Source organism: Paenibacillus jamilae (genome assembly GCF_050482105.1).
GTDB lineage: Bacteria > Bacillota > Bacilli > Paenibacillales > Paenibacillaceae > Paenibacillus > Paenibacillus jamilae_B.
The window spans coordinates 32,127-47,369 of the sequence record NZ_JBCNHI010000015.1 but is presented as its reverse complement, the minus strand read 5'-3'; the positions used below and the strand labels follow the sequence as shown (position 1 = coordinate 47,369).

Sequence of the window (15,243 nt, the reverse complement as noted above, 5' to 3'; positions counted from 1 at the left end):
TACTTTTTAGGCAAAAGATTTGTAAACCGCCTATTTCAATAAAAAAGCGCAGCTTCCAAAAAGCATGGAGGCTACGCGTAATATTTTAATAAACTGCTCTTGAATGAATGTCAATAAACCTACACTTGGCTTCCAACTTGGTTTGGATTAAGGTCTATATTTTTAGTGTACACCTTGTTATTAATGCGACTGATGATGCGGTTAACAATAATTGAAGTGAGTACCGTTAACAATACTAACCACAACAAGATCAAGATAGATACCTTGGGGAAGAAAACAATACTCTGAAAATAATAATAACAAAAAAAGGTGTGGGTTAACCAAATATTCATTGAATTTTTCCCTAAATAAGCGAAAGGTCTAGTTAGTTTTAATTTATTCATTAAATGAATACTAACGAGGATAAATACAGGGGCTATTATCATGTCAATTGTTGTCTTTTCAAACAGTTGACTCGTAGTACGAAAACGGAATAACAACACAAGAACAATAACATCAAATAATATATTATTGAAAATAATGGAGCTGTAAATCTTATTCATCCATGAGTACAGCTTATATTTTGCAAAGAACAACCCTATCATAAACGGTAATTGCCAATACATAATGCTGTAATAGTTTCCTTGTGAATATGAATTATAAAAAACAAGGCCAGCAATCAGAAGAGTTACCCATGCGTTACGTTGAAAGGCTTGGAAGGTGACCGGAAAAATTAATAGTAGCAGGATATAATCATATAAAAACCACCACTCACCATTATATGAGCTGGATAGCGCTATAAAATTACGCAAAAAATCCATTGTTGAACTATGCTGAAATCTATCGGAATTTCCAAAAAAGTACAGACCTACCGGAATAAAAAGCAAAAAAACAACCCAGTAGTTTATCATGATTTTGCTTAATCTTGTAAAGCTTTTCTGCATTAAATGCTGTGGATTTTGCACATTGCTCTTATATAAACCATAACCACTTAAAAATAAAAAAATACAAATTGCGATCTGACCAAAATGCCCTAAATAGAACTCTCCTCTTTCATGAAATAAACTAAATAATGAAACATAGTCATACTTTAATCTGTCAGGAAAAGCAAAAAGATGATGAACCAAAAGTAGTATGACAGCAATCCCTTTCGCAATATTTGTTTCTACAAGCTTTAGTTCCTTGTCATGGTGCACACAATATCCTCATTTCTAAGTTGTAATTGACTAGAGATATATTAGCACAAACAAGTAATATAGAATATTTATTTTTTTGGGCACCATATTACACCCCATTTTATAAAAAAAACGACCTTCTTAAAGGCTTGGGAGCAGCGTTGTCCTTGAGGTTGTGAGAATAAAGTTCTTGTACAATCACCCCCTCTTGGTAAGCAATATCCGTGACATTAGATTTTAATTGTTAGTGTTTTCCCAAATAGGCGCTAGCTGTGAGGTAATGTCTGTCTCATAACATGAAAAAAGCTTTTCATAGCCACCTTTGGGGTGAATATAAAAAGCTAATCTTCTTTGCAGCGTCTATAACGCTCGCTTAAAATTTTTCAGGAAACTGTTGGACAATACCTTCTGTCAGGATGTCCGCTAAATGGATCATATGGATCTCATTTTTATCGGTTGCAGCAATATCTGCTTTCCAATCTCCTTTGATACAATTAAGGACTATTTCCGTAATCAACTGAAGGTGCGTATACAGCATATCTTGTAGCGTTTTGAACTGCCAATTCGGATTCGCTTCACTTAAAAATTTGGCGATATCGTCGGCGTTTGTATGCCAATCCGCCTCTAGCTTTTTCACGTCCGCCTGATTGCCCGCTTTGGCAGCCGCTACAATTTTCCCTGCGATCAGAATATGCTCTCTCAGAAGATCAGCCAGCTTATTACCGGCCGCTTCCCCATAATAAGGCTTGATCACATTACCTATATCCTGTTGGTTCCGTAAAAGCCGATCTAATACATCCTTCTGGTCTGGACGATTAGATATGGCGCTGACAATATAGCTTCTCGTCCATATCGTATGGTCGATCCATACCTTCTGCATATCGACTTTCAATTGCACCATTTTGGGGCTTAGGCAAATGGACCCCTTTTCCTCACCTGCCTTCGCTTGCATAACCACTGCAGGGCTCATGCTAAGAACGAGTACCAAGGTTAACGACAACGCCAGCATCCATTTATTTTTCACATTCATCTGCTCCTCTTACATTTGGAATCAAATAGACTGTCTTATTATGGTTGGAATACATAATTTTATACCACCCTTGTAATCATGTTACAAAAACTTGATTTCGTATTTTAAAACGCAAAAAAGGCCTGCCGGTGCTTAGCCAGCAGAGCCCATGACTCCATGATTTAAGTAAAAGAAGCAATCCTGATGAACAAAATTTGACCTAAGCTAACAGATTTGAACGTTTACACTCGATTAGGATAACGCCCACCGTAAGCCTCTGGACTAACAGCGTCAATACGGGCTAAATCATCAGCAGTAAGTTGAATATCAACAGCCTCCGCATTTTCTTCTAGATATTTTCTGCGTTTTGTACCTGGGATCAGCAGTGTGCCTCTAGCTATTGTCCACGCTATTGCCAGTTGTGCTACCGTGCAATTCTTCTCTTTGGCAATTTCCCCGAGCTTGTCCACGATATCAATATTTTTTCGGAAGTTTTCACCTTGGAAACGTGGCAAAATTCTGCGCATATCATCAGCTTTGAAATCCTCATAGTTATGAATTTCTCCGGTGATGAAGCCCCTGCTTAGAGGGCTATAAGCCACAAAAGTGATTCCCAGTTCTCTTACGGTAGGAAGGATTTCTGCTTCAACATCCCGACTCCAGAGGGAGTATTCCGATTGCAATGCGGAAATGGGGTGTATCGCATGTGCTCGGCGGATGGTAGGTGCATCTGCTTCAGAAAGACCAAGATAACGTACCTTACCTGCTTTTACCAGATCAGCCATCGCACCTACCGTCTCCTCAATTGGGACTTTAGGATCGACTCGATGTTGATAATAAAGATCAATATAATCCAGATTAAGACGTCGTAGGCTTTCGTCGACTGCTTGCTTTACGTAATCAGGATGCCCCCCGATAAACTCCCAATTAGGACCAAATGTAAATTTGGTAGCGACAATTGCCTGTTCCCTCCGTCCCTTCAATGCTTTTCCTAAAAGCTCCTCATTATGTCCGTTGCCATACGCATCAGCGGTATCAAGCAACGTTACTCCAAGATCTAGGGCACGATGAACGGTCTGAATGGACTCTTCATCATTTATGGCCCCATAAATACCCGGAGACATTCCCATCATACCCAATCCAATAGAAGAAACGACAAGTTCACTGTTGCCAAGTTTTTGTGTTTTCATTTAGATATCCTCTCTTTTATGAGTTAGAGTTGCTTCGAAATTCATCTTATCACACACAAAATACATAGTAAACACTTTTTATCTATTTTGTCTATTATGTATCTTTTTTATATATTACATCTATATTCAGGGTATAATAGACACAAGGGGGTCATGATTTTGAACAACCATATGAATAAATCAGATAAAAAGAACGAGACTCGAGTCAAACTTATTATTAAGCTACTACCTTACTTGCGAAAACATGGACTTCAAACCGTTCGGATGGATGAAATTGCAAAAGTAATGGAGATTAGCAGAGCGACCTTATATAAGTATTTCTCTACAAAAGAAGAAATCATCGGATTCATTGTAGATGGCTTTATTGAATATATGAATGAACTGACTTTCTCCCCGTTGGATTCGGATCAAAGTTTTGGTACTCGATTCCAGCAAATATTCGAGCAATCGGTCTCACTTATGGAGTATTTCACGAATATATTTTTAAAGGAACTCGAAACCAGTTACCCGGATTGGTATGATCGATTAAACGAGGCCATGAAGCAGCGAGAACAGCAGGTATTGGCTTTCTTCGAAGAAGGAATCCAAAGAGGGATTTTTAATGATATCAATGGGAAGCTGCTAATCATGCAGGATGAGATTCTGAGGGGAATGTTCAATGCTAAATATCTAATGACGAATCAATTAACTGTTCAACAAATTTTATTTGATTATTATCATTTAAAGAAAATTCAGTTGTTTAAATCCGAAAAACTTTCAGTAATTGATGATACAATCATGTTACCGAGAATCGAGCATTTGACTCACAAGATTACCAAAAATCTATTTTGACATAAATACGCAGTGGGTCCAAGTGGGCTGAGAACGCAGTCGAAGGGAAAGCTTTATAAGCTATCCTTCTAGACATAGAAAGGACTTCATTCTAGGCTATATACCGTTGGAGTCCTTCTACATCTACTCTAAAATGATTAACGATAAAAGGTCTCCTGCCCTCAGAAATAGAAAGAATCGATGTCTTTTAGCTTCATCGCTCCGCCGCTCTCCAACCATATCTGTTTTGCCTTGTCCCGCTCAGGACTCCGTTCGCTTGCCATGCTATACATCACCACCCCCAACGAATGTAAATACAATTATTTTGATTTATTTGATAATATGATGTGACCTTTGGGCAAAACAAAGAAGGCCCCGAACCGGAAAAGATTGGAGCTTTCTCTGTTTGTTTGATAGCTTGGTTTAATTAAAGTTCATCTGGATTAGTGGCCGATATAGCCCATGCTGAGGCGTCTACATAAGCTCCGCCAGCACGCCACTGTATTTCATATTTTCCTGAGCGCAATCCGCTTGAAAATCCATCCGTGCTGTACCAATTAAATGTATCACCAGCACCCACATACTTAGTAAAATAATCTTTCCCACTGTCGACATGCTTCAAGGTAAAAGTAAGCGTCGCCTTGGTGTTGTTTTTCACACGGATCTTAACATGACCATATCCAGGATCTATGGAGAACTCCGTTAATGGCGACTTGCCGTCAAGGTTCACATTAAAAAGATCTTTTGTCCTAAAAAGACTCACGTCATGATTACCAGGTGTTTTTACCTCATCACGGGTCGTGTAAGTTGATGTATTTGTGGCATCATTTACAGCAGCATCTGAATCTGCAAAAATCGCATTGGGTACGGCAATAGCTCCCCCTATTAGACCCAGAGCCAAGGCCGGTACAATAAAATGCTTTTTCTTCAAAGATTATTCCTCCCTATATTTGTATATTAACCCCCCCATTCTACCAAAAGATTCCATGTTTCTAATTTCCTTTTCAATAAAATCATATTGTTGTTTAATAAATCCATTTTTATGCATTAACTAGCAATTTCATGATACGGATTTACTGCCTTCCTTTTGAAGCTTAATATCCAACTCGATCAGTTCATTCCTATTGTCGTACTCCTCAGACTTTCTTACCTTGTTCGAGACGATATTCAATAACCGCTCTTGCTGATCTTCGAGATTAACGACGGAAACGATTTGTTCGATTGGTATGACTCCAATTTCCACTTGTACAATCTCTATCTAAACGTCAACACCTTGGAACAAGAAAAGACGAGCCTGTTGAAGCTCGCCATTATTACTATTCATACCGCCATAACTAACTCCAAGTCCCATTATTTATAGGAGTTAAGTTTCTCTCATTGACTAATTTCGGTATTCTTTCTCATCTCCAGTATTTCCACTGTACCTATGGGCGTGAGGAATTCTACCGTTTACTGTTGTATACCCTTCAAAATGATGATAATGCCCACCACCTGTCAAGGGAATGGCTGGTCCTGTAGTTCCTCTAATTAAATGCGTATGCTGATCGTTAAATGATGTTTCAGCATAATAATTGTGAACATGCGGAACACCACTTGGAGCCGGTTCTGTTACCCCAGCGTAATGGTGGTAGTGCCCCACATCAATTGATGTATTCCCTTTAAAAGGATGTACGTGAACATTAACTGGTCTACCGTCCCACGAACTAATAAAAAGCTCATGCGAATGATTAGAGTCGGAATTACCGGAATGAACAACAAAACCCGTTATTGGTATTTCCATCAGCAGCCACCTCTCTTTATCAACTGCCATATACTATGAAAGAGGTAGTGAAAATGTTCAGAGGGCTATGGAGTTGGTTTCCACTCCTTCTTCAAGCCATTCAAACCTTTCAAGGCAATAAAAAAACACAAGCATTTGCGCTTGTGTTCTAATCCAGCCTTTATCAGATCACTCTTGAATCTTCTTTGCAATTTCCATCAATTCGTCAATAGTAGAGTTGAAAGAAGAAACAGTATAAAAATGATCCTTTGTAATTAGATGAACAACTTTTCTCTCTTTTCCATCCACATAAACAGCTGTGTGGTCGTTGATTTTAGTCGACTCGACCTTTTCTTCTTTATACGATTCTTTCAAACTATTAATAGTGGCCTGTTCGCCCATTTGGGATTCGGTTTGAATGACCATAATTTCAGTACAATCAGTTCCACGATATGACTGTCTAATGATCAGTCCATTCTCGCCTTTTAAGGCTGTTGTGTTTAATGGCTTCAAACTGTGTTTGTCTGCCGCTGTCGTTCTAAGCGAGGCTCCCTGCGCTAGATTAGGAATATGGATGTCTTCTGCTGGTACATCAGGTATGTTTATGAGTCCTTCAATATCACCGGAGCTTTCACCTACTGTCTCTGCTGTTGTTTCAGTCGGCTCTTGTACTGCTGAAGCATTAATCGCTTCTGCTTTCGTCTCAGCTGGAATCTGTGCTGGTGATTCTGATTCGGCAACATATGAATTATATACAAATGCACCACTACCTATTACGAGTGCGCCACCTAATGCTACAGCAACTAATTGTTTATTCAAATTAACCCTCTCCTATTAATAATGTAAGACAACATTTATGTACTTGTGGCTAATAAAGCATATTCAAAAACAGCTACTATAAATTAAATATATTTTTCCATTTACTTGTCTTTTATTACATTATAAGTTTTTTCATTGTAATATATCAACAGAACCATGGGTATTGCTACCAATATATAGAGGGCACACTGCGGATTAAACCGCGCATGGGTTCTGACTAGACTGGCCGCTCCAACGAAAAAGAACGACCTCCAAAAAGCTTGGAAGCCGTGCTGTGCTTGAGTTTCATAAAATGCTGGTGAAGGGAAGTACCTCCCGACCTGCGCATTACCAATGTGTTTCCGGTACAGTTCCCGTTAGTACCCACATACCCCCAAAGTCTGCAATAATTGTGGCAACAAGACGAGATTGATTTCTAATGCTCTCTAAATTCATCTCCTGCGAGCATGATGATCTTTTGATGTGATCCCAGCCCGGCTCGTATATCCTCTGTGCAGCTCATGTCTGGTTATTAAGTATTAGCGACTGCTGCGGTAAGAGCTCCTGTATTAATAGTGATTGTCTGTCCGCCAGAAAGGGCGTTTCCAGTAGCCTGTAATGTATACGTGTGTGTTCCAGTAAGCGGGGCTTCATCGCAGGTAGTTAAGGCAGTCGTAATAGGGCTGTTTGCTGAAACAGGAGTATCACTTGCAGTTGCAATCACGGTAGCGTCATCACGGATGATTCTAAATGTGATCGTCGGATTAGCAGAACTTGGAGTCCATGTCGCGTAAGCGGTAAGCCAAACAGTACTCGTAATAGCTGGTACCGTTACAGTCACAGATGCAAGATTCGCCGTTGGGACTTCTGCAGTTAAAGTTGGGCCCGAGAATGTAGTGCAGTCAAACGCGGTAAATATACCAGGAGCGCCTGTTGCACCAGTAGCTCCGGCGGGTCCTGTTGCGCCTATCGCACCAGTAGCTCCAGCAGGCCCTGTTGCGCCTATCGCACCAGTAGCTCCGGCAGGTCCTGTTGCACCTATCACACCAGTAGCTCCGGCAGGTCCTGTTGCACCTATCGCACCGGTAGCTCCGGCAGGTCCTGTTGCACCTATCACACCAGTAGCTCCGGCAGGCCCTGTTGCGCCGACTGAGCCTGGTGTTCCTGGTATCCCTTGCGGTCCCTGAGCTCCCAATGGTCCGGCAGGTCCCGGTATCCCTTGAAGTCCTGTTAGTCCAGGAGGACCTAGAACTCCCTGTGATCCTTGAATCCCTTGCGGCCCGGCAGGTCCCGACGGTCCTGGAGGACCCTGTATTCCTTGAGGACCTTGCGGAGCATTAACCACAACTTCAGGCTTAACCTTAATCACTTTAACCTTCTTAACAAGGTGTCGTCTGACTTTCCTGGCAACGTAACGTCTGACTTTCTTAGCAAGGGAGCGTCTAACTTTCTTGTCATGCTTGAACCTTTGCTTTCTCACATGATACGGTTCACACTTCACAACTTTCACCTCCACAAAAGATACCACATCTTATGTTTGGTGTTCGCGGAAGATTGGACACTTGCCTGGGGGATATCTAACATGGGGAACATGCCCAAACCAGTGGGTCTTGAATGGGAACCAAATTAACCAGTTTTTAAGCAGTATTGGCAATCGTATGGCTTGAATAATTTCAGTATAAGAACATTAAAAAAGCTCTGCCGACCACATAAGGGAAGGGAGCACCTCATAAGGTTAGCAGAGCTTTTTACCTAATCTAATTTCGGACAGACTATGAAAGGAATAGGGTTGTTAAGCTTGAATGATGGGGTTTTACATATAGTTCCTTTCACACTTTAAACCCAACATGATTTAAGGATGATAACCAAGAGGATATAGAGCACCAAGATTGCTGTTGTAGAAGTCCATGCACCGCAAACAGCTGGACCTGCGCATCCACTCATAGCTGTAGCCCTCCTTTATTTGTCGTCACCTTAATATATGTGTGAATACACTCTGTGACTGGGCATGCAGGTAAATAGAAAAAATACCCCCGCCCACCAGTTTCCAAATCGTTTAAGTCTATCATGTAAATCCAGCTTATAACGGTTAGCAGTTGCTTTTGTTCACTAAAGGACAGCTAGGCCGTAGCTAGTGCTACAATCGGCATGAGAGAAATTTTTCAGATAAGTAAAAGCCTCACATCCTTGACTTTCCCCTGCACGGGAAACTGTATACTCACATTATGTTATGGATTGGAGATGATATTTTGTTCAAAATCAGTGCATTTTCCAGGCTAAGCAAGGTCTCCCTAAAAACACTGCGTTATTACGACCAGATTGGCTTACTTAAGCCGAGAAAAGTAGATCACGATACGGGCTACCGGTACTATTCCGCAGATCAGTTGCTTGAGCTCAACCGAATTTTAATTTATAAGGAATTGGGCTTTACATTGTCCCAAATTACACAGCTGCTGCAGGAAAATGTTACGTTGGAAAATATTCAAGGCATGTTTAGGCTGAAAAGAAGCGAAATCCAGCAAATTATCGATACGGAACAAGCCAAACTTGTCAGGATTGAGGAGCGTATGCAGCTTATAGAAAGAGAGGGGCAATTCGAAACGGGCCATGAGATCAGAATCAAAGCAGAAGAAGCTCATACATTTCTTTTTCAAAAAGCATACGGAAGAGAAGAAGACATTCCAGAGTTATTTCTTCAATTGGATCTGTTATTAACAACAGAAATTCGCCAGCAGATCCAAGGTCCTCAGGTTGTTTTGTGGAAAGACATCGATGGAAAAGAGGATGAGTTTGAGTTTGAAGTCGGTTATTTTTTAACCTGTGAATTGCAATCATCTCCAGAGCCATTCCAGCTACGGATTCTTCCTCCTGAACCGATGATGGCCACAATAGCTTTTCACTCAAATTCAACCTTTGATGGTGCGGCCTGTGTTCATTTAGCGAAATGGATTGAGAAAAATAACTATCAGATCAAAGAAAACGAATCGGGTAGGGAACTGTATTTACCGTTATTTCCGGAACGAGATGCACAATTCATCGAAATACAAATTCCAATACTAAATAAATAACTGAAGAAAGGCAGAGTGGAGTAAATTGAAAAGTAAAGGGATTATCTATGTCTTGGCATTGGCAGTTTTTTTGATCGGAACCATTGAATATATTATTACAGGAGTCATTGAAATGATCGCTTTGGACTTGGGGGTATCCACTTCCGAAGCCGGGTTACTAGTGACCGTGTTTGCTCTAGCTGCGGCCATAGTCTCTCCGATTTTGATTACACTTACAATCAATGCAGATCGCAAGAAACTGCTAATGACTACCCTTGGTGTGTTTATTGTCAGTAACGGTCTAATGTTTGCAGATCTGGCTTATGAAACGTTACTTTGGGTACGAGTAATCCAGGGAGCTAGTGGAGGAATGGCGACCGTTGTAGCTATGGCCGTAGCGACACGACTGGTTGAGAAAGAAAAAAGGGGCAATGCCATCGGTATCATTTTGATGGGGCTTAGCAGTTCGCTAGTGCTTGGTGTTCCCATAGGTACATTTTTTAGTGAGATGTTTGGCTGGAGAGTTTTATTTATTTTAATCGGTATATTAAGCGTTCTACCATTACTTGTCATCTATAAAAAGGTTCCATCAATCAAAGAAGAAGAGAAGGTTACCCTCAGCATGCAACTTTCTATTCTGAAAAATCCAACTATCCTGATAGCCTTGGTAATTACGTTATTTTATGTCGGCGGCTATGCCACACTGTTTACTTATATTACGCCTTTCTTGCAAGAGACTTCCTCTCTTTCCATGACCGAAATTAGCGGTGTTCTGTTTTTGGCAGGTGTGTGCAGCTTTGTGGGATCAAGAGTGGGCGGACAATTGGCAGATGCAAAAGGTTCGAAATTTACCATCCTTCTCGGGCTTCTGCTACAAGGGGTGACGCTTCTTTTATTCGCATTAGCCGGTGTCCATCTCTTGGTTTTAATTTTGATTTTAATGATTTTTATGTTAGCAACGTGGAGTATCTCCCCGGCTCAGCAACTATATCTGGTTACTCTGGCGCCTCGAAATCCGGATATTGCTCTTAGCGTAAATACGTCTTTCATTCAATTTGGCTTTGCAATGGGATCTGGATTAGGCGGGCTTGTCATCCGTCGTACATCTGTCCTGTATTTGAATTGGCTAGGTTTTGCCGCTGTAAGTTTAGCTTTACTTCTTGCTATTTTACTATTTAACAAAATGAGTAGTAGGACTAAAGCTAAATATTCAGTATGATTAAGCTAACAGGAACATTAGTTCAATGAAACAGCGACAGGGAAGGACTTTATTTTCAACGAATATTTAAAAAGTGATCTCATAAATATCCCTTTATAGTAATCCCTCAACTAAAAATCCCCGCCGACCCATTAAGGTTAGCGGGGATTTTTTTAGAATCCACCAATTTGTACAAGAACCTGAATACCAGGTACGGCTATAAAAAACAAAAAGCTACTAGCAATGATTGACAGTGTTATTTTTTTTAACATTACTCAACCACACCTTTTCAATTAGATTGGAGAACTCTGTTTGGATTGTAGAAGCCGCATGGACCTGGAATCGCATAAAAAGACCTATACAATTTATAAAGTAAGTTTCGTTATTTATTATATGTGACTTTACCGTTGCATTCATCAAAAATTTAAAGCCATCAATATATTTTCCTCGATGCAAATAATAATAAGCTATCTCGAAGCCAAACCATGCAAAATAGTCCGGTATTACTTGTTGAGTGTACATATCAGCAACTGACGGTAATTTAGCAAAGATTTGAATGTCCATTTCAAAACGTGAAAGGACGTCATCTACATCTATATCATATCGATTAGCCGCTATCATAATGTTCAGCAGCTTGGATAGTTTCTCGTTTTCGTTAGCGTTTGATGTTGCTGCTATATATTCAACATAGTCTGGCAGCACGCTAACATCTCCAGACAGAAGCTTATTTACAAATATATTGCCTTCTGCCCACTGACTGAACAAGTTCATCCAGTACTGAGTATCCTCGTCGTCCTCTTTAACCCAGTCTAAATCCGCATAGGCGTATGTATATTGTAGAGCTTGCTCATAATCGCTCCGGGCTTCACAAACACTGGCACACAACAGGTCAGCATAAGCAATATATCCAAATAACGGTCCTCTTGTTTTCTTTTCTGGCGTTCCGTCTTTGTGTTTCTCGTTATGGACAAACGAATAGTGGACTTCAGCTTTAGCTCTCATTGTTCTAGCTACTTCCTCTACCTTGTCCCATTTACGTAAAGACCTGTATACGTTAGCTAAATCCTTCAGCGCGTCAAGCTGTTCTATTTCATCCAAACGTTCCACAAAGGGTTCAAATAATGTTGCTGCCTTGAGATTCTGACTTTGGTCGTCCCCAATCTGAATCGTGAATATACGATATTGGCAGACTGCCAAACGTTCAGAATGTTGATATCTCTCTGCTTCAGCTACCCCCTCATACAGCAGCAATGCAGCCGCCTGTCTTCCCTGCGACAACAATTCCTCTGCAATTTCAAAAAGTTTGGGTGAATACAACAGATTGTCCATGATAGCTCCCACTACTCGGCGGATCGCCTCCAACTTGTCCAACTCCGCACAACGAAACAAAAGCGGTTCGATTCGCCTCATATTAAGTGGATGATCGATGATGTAGTTTTCTATAAATAGATCATAAAAGTGACCTTCTGGTAATCCCATAGCCTCAGTGATTAAGTCAAGCTGGTTCACAGACATGGACTTATTCCCTGACACAATAGCACTTACGATTCCCCTATTCATGCCCGCTATATGCCCAAACTGTGTTAGACTCATGCCCTCTTGTTGTAAGTATCTGTCTAATTCCGCTCGAATCGTAGGTGTATGCTTCATGACATAGCCACCCTTCGCATAAAAATCCCAGTATTTTGTAATCATTCACTATTTTCGTCCAATAATTAACCAGTTGTCAATATCTTTTTTTGCAAATTATGTAGAAATACTGCGTTTGTCATAGGAGTATTTCTATAAACAAAAAAAGCACGACCTCCAAAAAGCTTAGAAGCCGCGCTATGCTTGATTTTCATGAAATGCTGGTGAAGGGAATTGAACCCCCGACCTACGCATTACGAGTGCGTTGAAATAGAGTTTTGATGGGTTTGTCAAGGCAATTGTAATATTCGGTGATAGACCACTTAAAGGCGATGCACATATACGTACCTTCAGTAATCTTTCTCACATCTACTCTAAATTCAAACTCATTCCTCATAAATAGCTTCCGTTTGACTCCGATGTAATCTTCACTACGCCGCCGTATAAAAATAGCCCCGGGGCAATCCGGGGCTTTAATATTCTGGTTAGTGGACTCACGCCGACCGTGTCCGAAACCACTAAAAAATTAACAGGATACAGCTTTTTCGCTAAATGTACTCATAGATTGATGTTTGAACGTAAATAAAAATGATATAAGCATTCTATAGCGTCCAGTTAACAATGGGTTTGTCTTTTTTATTTATATCCCCTATTAATGGTAAGCGTTGCAGCATATTTTGCAATGCCATTGCATCCCAAGGGAAATGTTCAGTGATACCTAACCCTACAATTTGATGAGCTTTTGCTACGTCCTGAAGTACTCGTATAATCGTTTCAATACTAGATCCTTTTGGAGTATGCCCCACCATTTTATCGTAAGTATCAGGATTAGCAACTAAAAGAGAACGGAATTCTCTCAAATCCAGTACATCTAAATCTAAATGAACAATAACTTTAGAAGGTTTTCGTAATTCGAGCCATTGAAGCACTTTGGAACTGTCCTCATTAATATCGCCTGGAGTTACAATGTCCATTTTCATATCTCGTAAAGGCTTAGAATGAAGTGCCTCAATCATATCGTTTAGCCCTACAAATAATACCTGCTCTGGTTTAAATGGTCGTGGCACTTCTGCAACGAATTCTTTATCTCCCACACTTAACAAATTAGCAAGCACATGGGCATGATGGTTGGGCCAATCCTCAGGAATAGAGACGTCGGGGTGTGAATCAACCCATAGTAAAGCAGTATCTCCATCGTATTTTTCGTTTAAGTATGCAAAAGGAGCAAGTTCTACACCACAATCTCCACCAAGAACAATAATACTATCGGGGTTATGCTTATGAATTAACCCTTTAGCTGAACGAGCTTGATTCAGTAATGTACTCTTAGCAACAATTCCCTGCTCTTTTTCAAGGATCGCATCTAGATCGACGGGTACTTCTTCAAATGGACCATCCGTTTTAGGCGCTAGCCAGTTTAACAAGTGGGCTCCAAGAACGTACGGTGGATTGTTTCCACCTTGCCATTGTGGCATCAGTAATCGAAGCGTCTTGCTCTTTTCCCTTTCTAGCATGTAACATCCATCCCTTCAACATTTTTAAAGTCAGCCATTAATTCCTTGATGATGTCTTCACATGTCTTTACTTCCGTAATGAGATCAATAGCCGTATTTACTGAAACAATTCCCTCATCCATCTTTCCTTCCAGCATTCCTGTGCGAAGACCACCATTCTCGCTTATCTTTTTGTCTACTTGGTCAGAAGGCATTCCATTTTTGTACAAACCCTCGTATTCTTGAGCTGCTTTATTAGGTATGGAGCGTTGAGTTGACGATACAGAAAGCAGGTCAGTCCCTTTTGCATAAATGATTTGTTGTTTTGTAACATCTGAAGCAGGACATTCATTCGAAACAATAAAACGAGTTCCTACATAAACTCCTTCAGCACCCAGAGCAAAAGCGGCTCTCACACCACGGATATCATTAATTCCACCTGTAGCAATTACCGGTATATTAACTGCATCTACAATCGTTGGAACAATTGAAAATGTTCCAATTGAGCGCTGAGGAATAACTCCACCCTCATCATAACCGGTAGCAATAATGATATCTGCTCCTGCTTCCTCAGCTATTTTTGCAGCTTTAGTTGTAGGATTTAATTCACGGTGGATTAAAACACCTCCCTGATCTTTAATTTCTTTAAATACCTGTCGATTTACTTTGCCAACAGTTACAAAATGTTTTACCCCTTCCTCAAAAGAAACATTGAGAGTGGTCCGAACGTAAAATCCGTTATCTTCCATTCCTTCTTCTGGTAGGATTATGTTCACAGCAAAGGGCTTATCAGTCAGTGATTTAATTTTACGTAGTTCATTGCGGATTCTTTCTTCCGTGTTAATTCGTTTAGATCCAACTATTTTTGGACCAGCATTGGGACCTAACACTCCCATTCCCCCTGCGTTTGATACAGCAGCAACCATGTTTGCATCTGTAATCCAGTTCATGGCAGCTTGTACAATGGGATATTTTATACCGAGTATTCCACATACCCTATTGTTGTTTTTCATTATAATCACCTTACCTTCTTTATTATTACTATCTAATTATGTATAAGATCATAAACCCTATAGTAAGAATAGGGTCAATTAAGAAATTAGTAAGTAATAAAAACAAGATTGTATGGAAAATCTATTTATTGACTTTCTAAACT

The 15,243-nt window shown here is 40.3% G+C and carries 16 protein-coding genes; 3 read left to right on the top strand and 13 right to left on the bottom strand.

Going from position 1 to position 15,243, the window contains the following annotated elements; genetic code table 11:
- Window positions 1-119 precede the first annotated feature (119 nt).
- From ABEW32_RS12465 to ABEW32_RS12455, 3 genes are all read right to left on the bottom strand, one after another.
- Window positions 120-1,175, bottom strand: coding sequence for an acyltransferase family protein (locus tag ABEW32_RS12465; protein WP_430188108.1), 1,056 nt, complete (start codon window positions 1,173-1,175; stop codon window positions 120-122).
- 352 nt (window positions 1,176-1,527) lie between these two features.
- Window positions 1,528-2,178, bottom strand: a complete 651-nt coding sequence (locus ABEW32_RS12460) for a glycosyltransferase (protein ID WP_430188106.1) — start codon at window positions 2,176-2,178, stop codon at window positions 1,528-1,530.
- A gap of 227 nt (window positions 2,179-2,405) precedes the next feature.
- Window positions 2,406-3,353, bottom strand: coding sequence for an aldo/keto reductase (locus tag ABEW32_RS12455; RefSeq protein WP_430188104.1), 948 nt, complete (start codon window positions 3,351-3,353; stop codon window positions 2,406-2,408).
- A 159-nt stretch (window positions 3,354-3,512) separates the two neighbouring features.
- On the opposite strand from ABEW32_RS12455, the gene ABEW32_RS12450 reads away from it, so the two are divergent.
- On the top strand, window positions 3,513-4,184 hold the full coding sequence (locus ABEW32_RS12450) for a TetR/AcrR family transcriptional regulator (RefSeq protein WP_430188102.1): 672 nt from the start codon (window positions 3,513-3,515) through the stop codon (window positions 4,182-4,184).
- A gap of 161 nt (window positions 4,185-4,345) precedes the next feature.
- Here ABEW32_RS12450 and ABEW32_RS12445 read toward each other — a convergent pair whose 3' ends face one another.
- The 7 genes from ABEW32_RS12445 to ABEW32_RS12415 all read right to left on the bottom strand — a co-directional run bounded on the left by ABEW32_RS12445 (window position 4,346) and on the right by ABEW32_RS12415 (window position 8,664).
- Window positions 4,346-4,447: a phage terminase small subunit-related protein gene (locus ABEW32_RS12445; RefSeq protein ID WP_430188100.1), complete on the bottom strand. Its 102-nt coding sequence runs from the start codon at window positions 4,445-4,447 to the stop codon at window positions 4,346-4,348.
- A gap of 143 nt (window positions 4,448-4,590) precedes the next feature.
- The gene (locus ABEW32_RS12440; protein WP_430188098.1) at window positions 4,591-5,094 is read right to left on the bottom strand and encodes a hypothetical protein; all 504 of its coding nucleotides are present in this window, start codon (window positions 5,092-5,094) and stop codon (window positions 4,591-4,593) included.
- A 129-nt stretch (window positions 5,095-5,223) separates the two neighbouring features.
- The gene (locus ABEW32_RS12435) at window positions 5,224-5,406 is read right to left on the bottom strand and encodes a hypothetical protein (RefSeq protein WP_430188096.1); all 183 of its coding nucleotides are present in this window, start codon (window positions 5,404-5,406) and stop codon (window positions 5,224-5,226) included.
- Between the two features lie 138 nt (window positions 5,407-5,544).
- Window positions 5,545-5,943 carry a YmaF family protein gene (locus tag ABEW32_RS12430; RefSeq protein WP_430188094.1) on the bottom strand — a complete coding sequence of 133 codons (399 nt, stop codon included), beginning with the start codon at window positions 5,941-5,943 and terminating at the stop codon, window positions 5,545-5,547.
- 168 nt (window positions 5,944-6,111) lie between these two features.
- On the bottom strand, window positions 6,112-6,741 hold the full coding sequence (locus ABEW32_RS12425; protein WP_430188092.1) for a DUF4367 domain-containing protein: 630 nt from the start codon (window positions 6,739-6,741) through the stop codon (window positions 6,112-6,114).
- A gap of 511 nt (window positions 6,742-7,252) precedes the next feature.
- Window positions 7,253-8,089, bottom strand: coding sequence for a BclA C-terminal domain-containing protein (locus ABEW32_RS12420; RefSeq protein ID WP_430188090.1), 837 nt, complete (start codon window positions 8,087-8,089; stop codon window positions 7,253-7,255).
- Window positions 8,090-8,556: 467 nt separating this feature from the next.
- Complete coding sequence (locus tag ABEW32_RS12415; RefSeq protein ID WP_017428056.1) at window positions 8,557-8,664, bottom strand: hypothetical protein; 108 nt, start codon at window positions 8,662-8,664, stop codon at window positions 8,557-8,559.
- 305 nt (window positions 8,665-8,969) lie between these two features.
- Here ABEW32_RS12415 and ABEW32_RS12410 point away from each other — a divergent pair, with 305 nt between their 5' ends.
- Both ABEW32_RS12410 and ABEW32_RS12405 read left to right on the top strand, forming a co-directional pair.
- Window positions 8,970-9,788 (top strand): MerR family transcriptional regulator, encoded by an 819-nt coding sequence (locus tag ABEW32_RS12410; protein WP_430188088.1) that lies wholly within the window; start codon window positions 8,970-8,972, stop codon window positions 9,786-9,788.
- Between the two features lie 25 nt (window positions 9,789-9,813).
- Entirely contained in the window at window positions 9,814-10,986 is a 1,173-nt protein-coding gene (locus tag ABEW32_RS12405) for an MFS transporter (RefSeq protein WP_430188087.1), read from the top strand.
- Between the two features lie 216 nt (window positions 10,987-11,202).
- Here ABEW32_RS12405 and ABEW32_RS12400 read toward each other — a convergent pair whose 3' ends face one another.
- From ABEW32_RS12400 to ABEW32_RS12390, 3 genes are all read right to left on the bottom strand, one after another.
- On the bottom strand, window positions 11,203-12,615 hold the full coding sequence (locus ABEW32_RS12400) for a transcriptional regulator (RefSeq protein WP_430188085.1): 1,413 nt from the start codon (window positions 12,613-12,615) through the stop codon (window positions 11,203-11,205).
- Window positions 12,616-13,196: 581 nt separating this feature from the next.
- Complete coding sequence (locus tag ABEW32_RS12395) at window positions 13,197-14,108, bottom strand: arginase family protein (RefSeq protein WP_430188083.1); 912 nt, start codon at window positions 14,106-14,108, stop codon at window positions 13,197-13,199.
- A complete protein-coding gene (locus tag ABEW32_RS12390; RefSeq protein ID WP_430188081.1) occupies window positions 14,102-15,100 on the bottom strand; it encodes an NAD(P)H-dependent flavin oxidoreductase in 999 nt (332 codons plus the stop codon). Before ABEW32_RS12390 ends, ABEW32_RS12395 begins: the two co-directional genes overlap by 7 nt.
- Window positions 15,101-15,243: the final 143 nt, after the last annotated feature.

What these genes read in the sequence shown, in the direction of transcription:
- ABEW32_RS12455 (WP_430188104.1), bottom strand. Translation starts at nt 3,353, where the DNA reads ATGAAAACACAAAAACTTGGCAACAGTGAACTTGTCGTTTCTTCTATT.
- ABEW32_RS12445 (WP_430188100.1), bottom strand. Translation starts at nt 4,447, where the DNA reads ATGGCAAGCGAACGGAGTCCTGAGCGGGACAAGGCAAAACAGATATGG.
- ABEW32_RS12430 (WP_430188094.1), bottom strand. Translation starts at nt 5,943, where the DNA reads ATGGAAATACCAATAACGGGTTTTGTTGTTCATTCCGGTAATTCCGAC.
- ABEW32_RS12415 (WP_017428056.1), bottom strand. Translation starts at nt 8,664, where the DNA reads ATGAGTGGATGCGCAGGTCCAGCTGTTTGCGGTGCATGGACTTCTACA.
- ABEW32_RS12400 (WP_430188085.1), bottom strand. Translation starts at nt 12,615, where the DNA reads ATGAAGCATACACCTACGATTCGAGCGGAATTAGACAGATACTTACAA.
- ABEW32_RS12395 (WP_430188083.1), bottom strand. Translation starts at nt 14,108, where the DNA reads ATGCTAGAAAGGGAAAAGAGCAAGACGCTTCGATTACTGATGCCACAA.
- ABEW32_RS12390 (WP_430188081.1), bottom strand. Translation starts at nt 15,100, where the DNA reads ATGAAAAACAACAATAGGGTATGTGGAATACTCGGTATAAAATATCCC.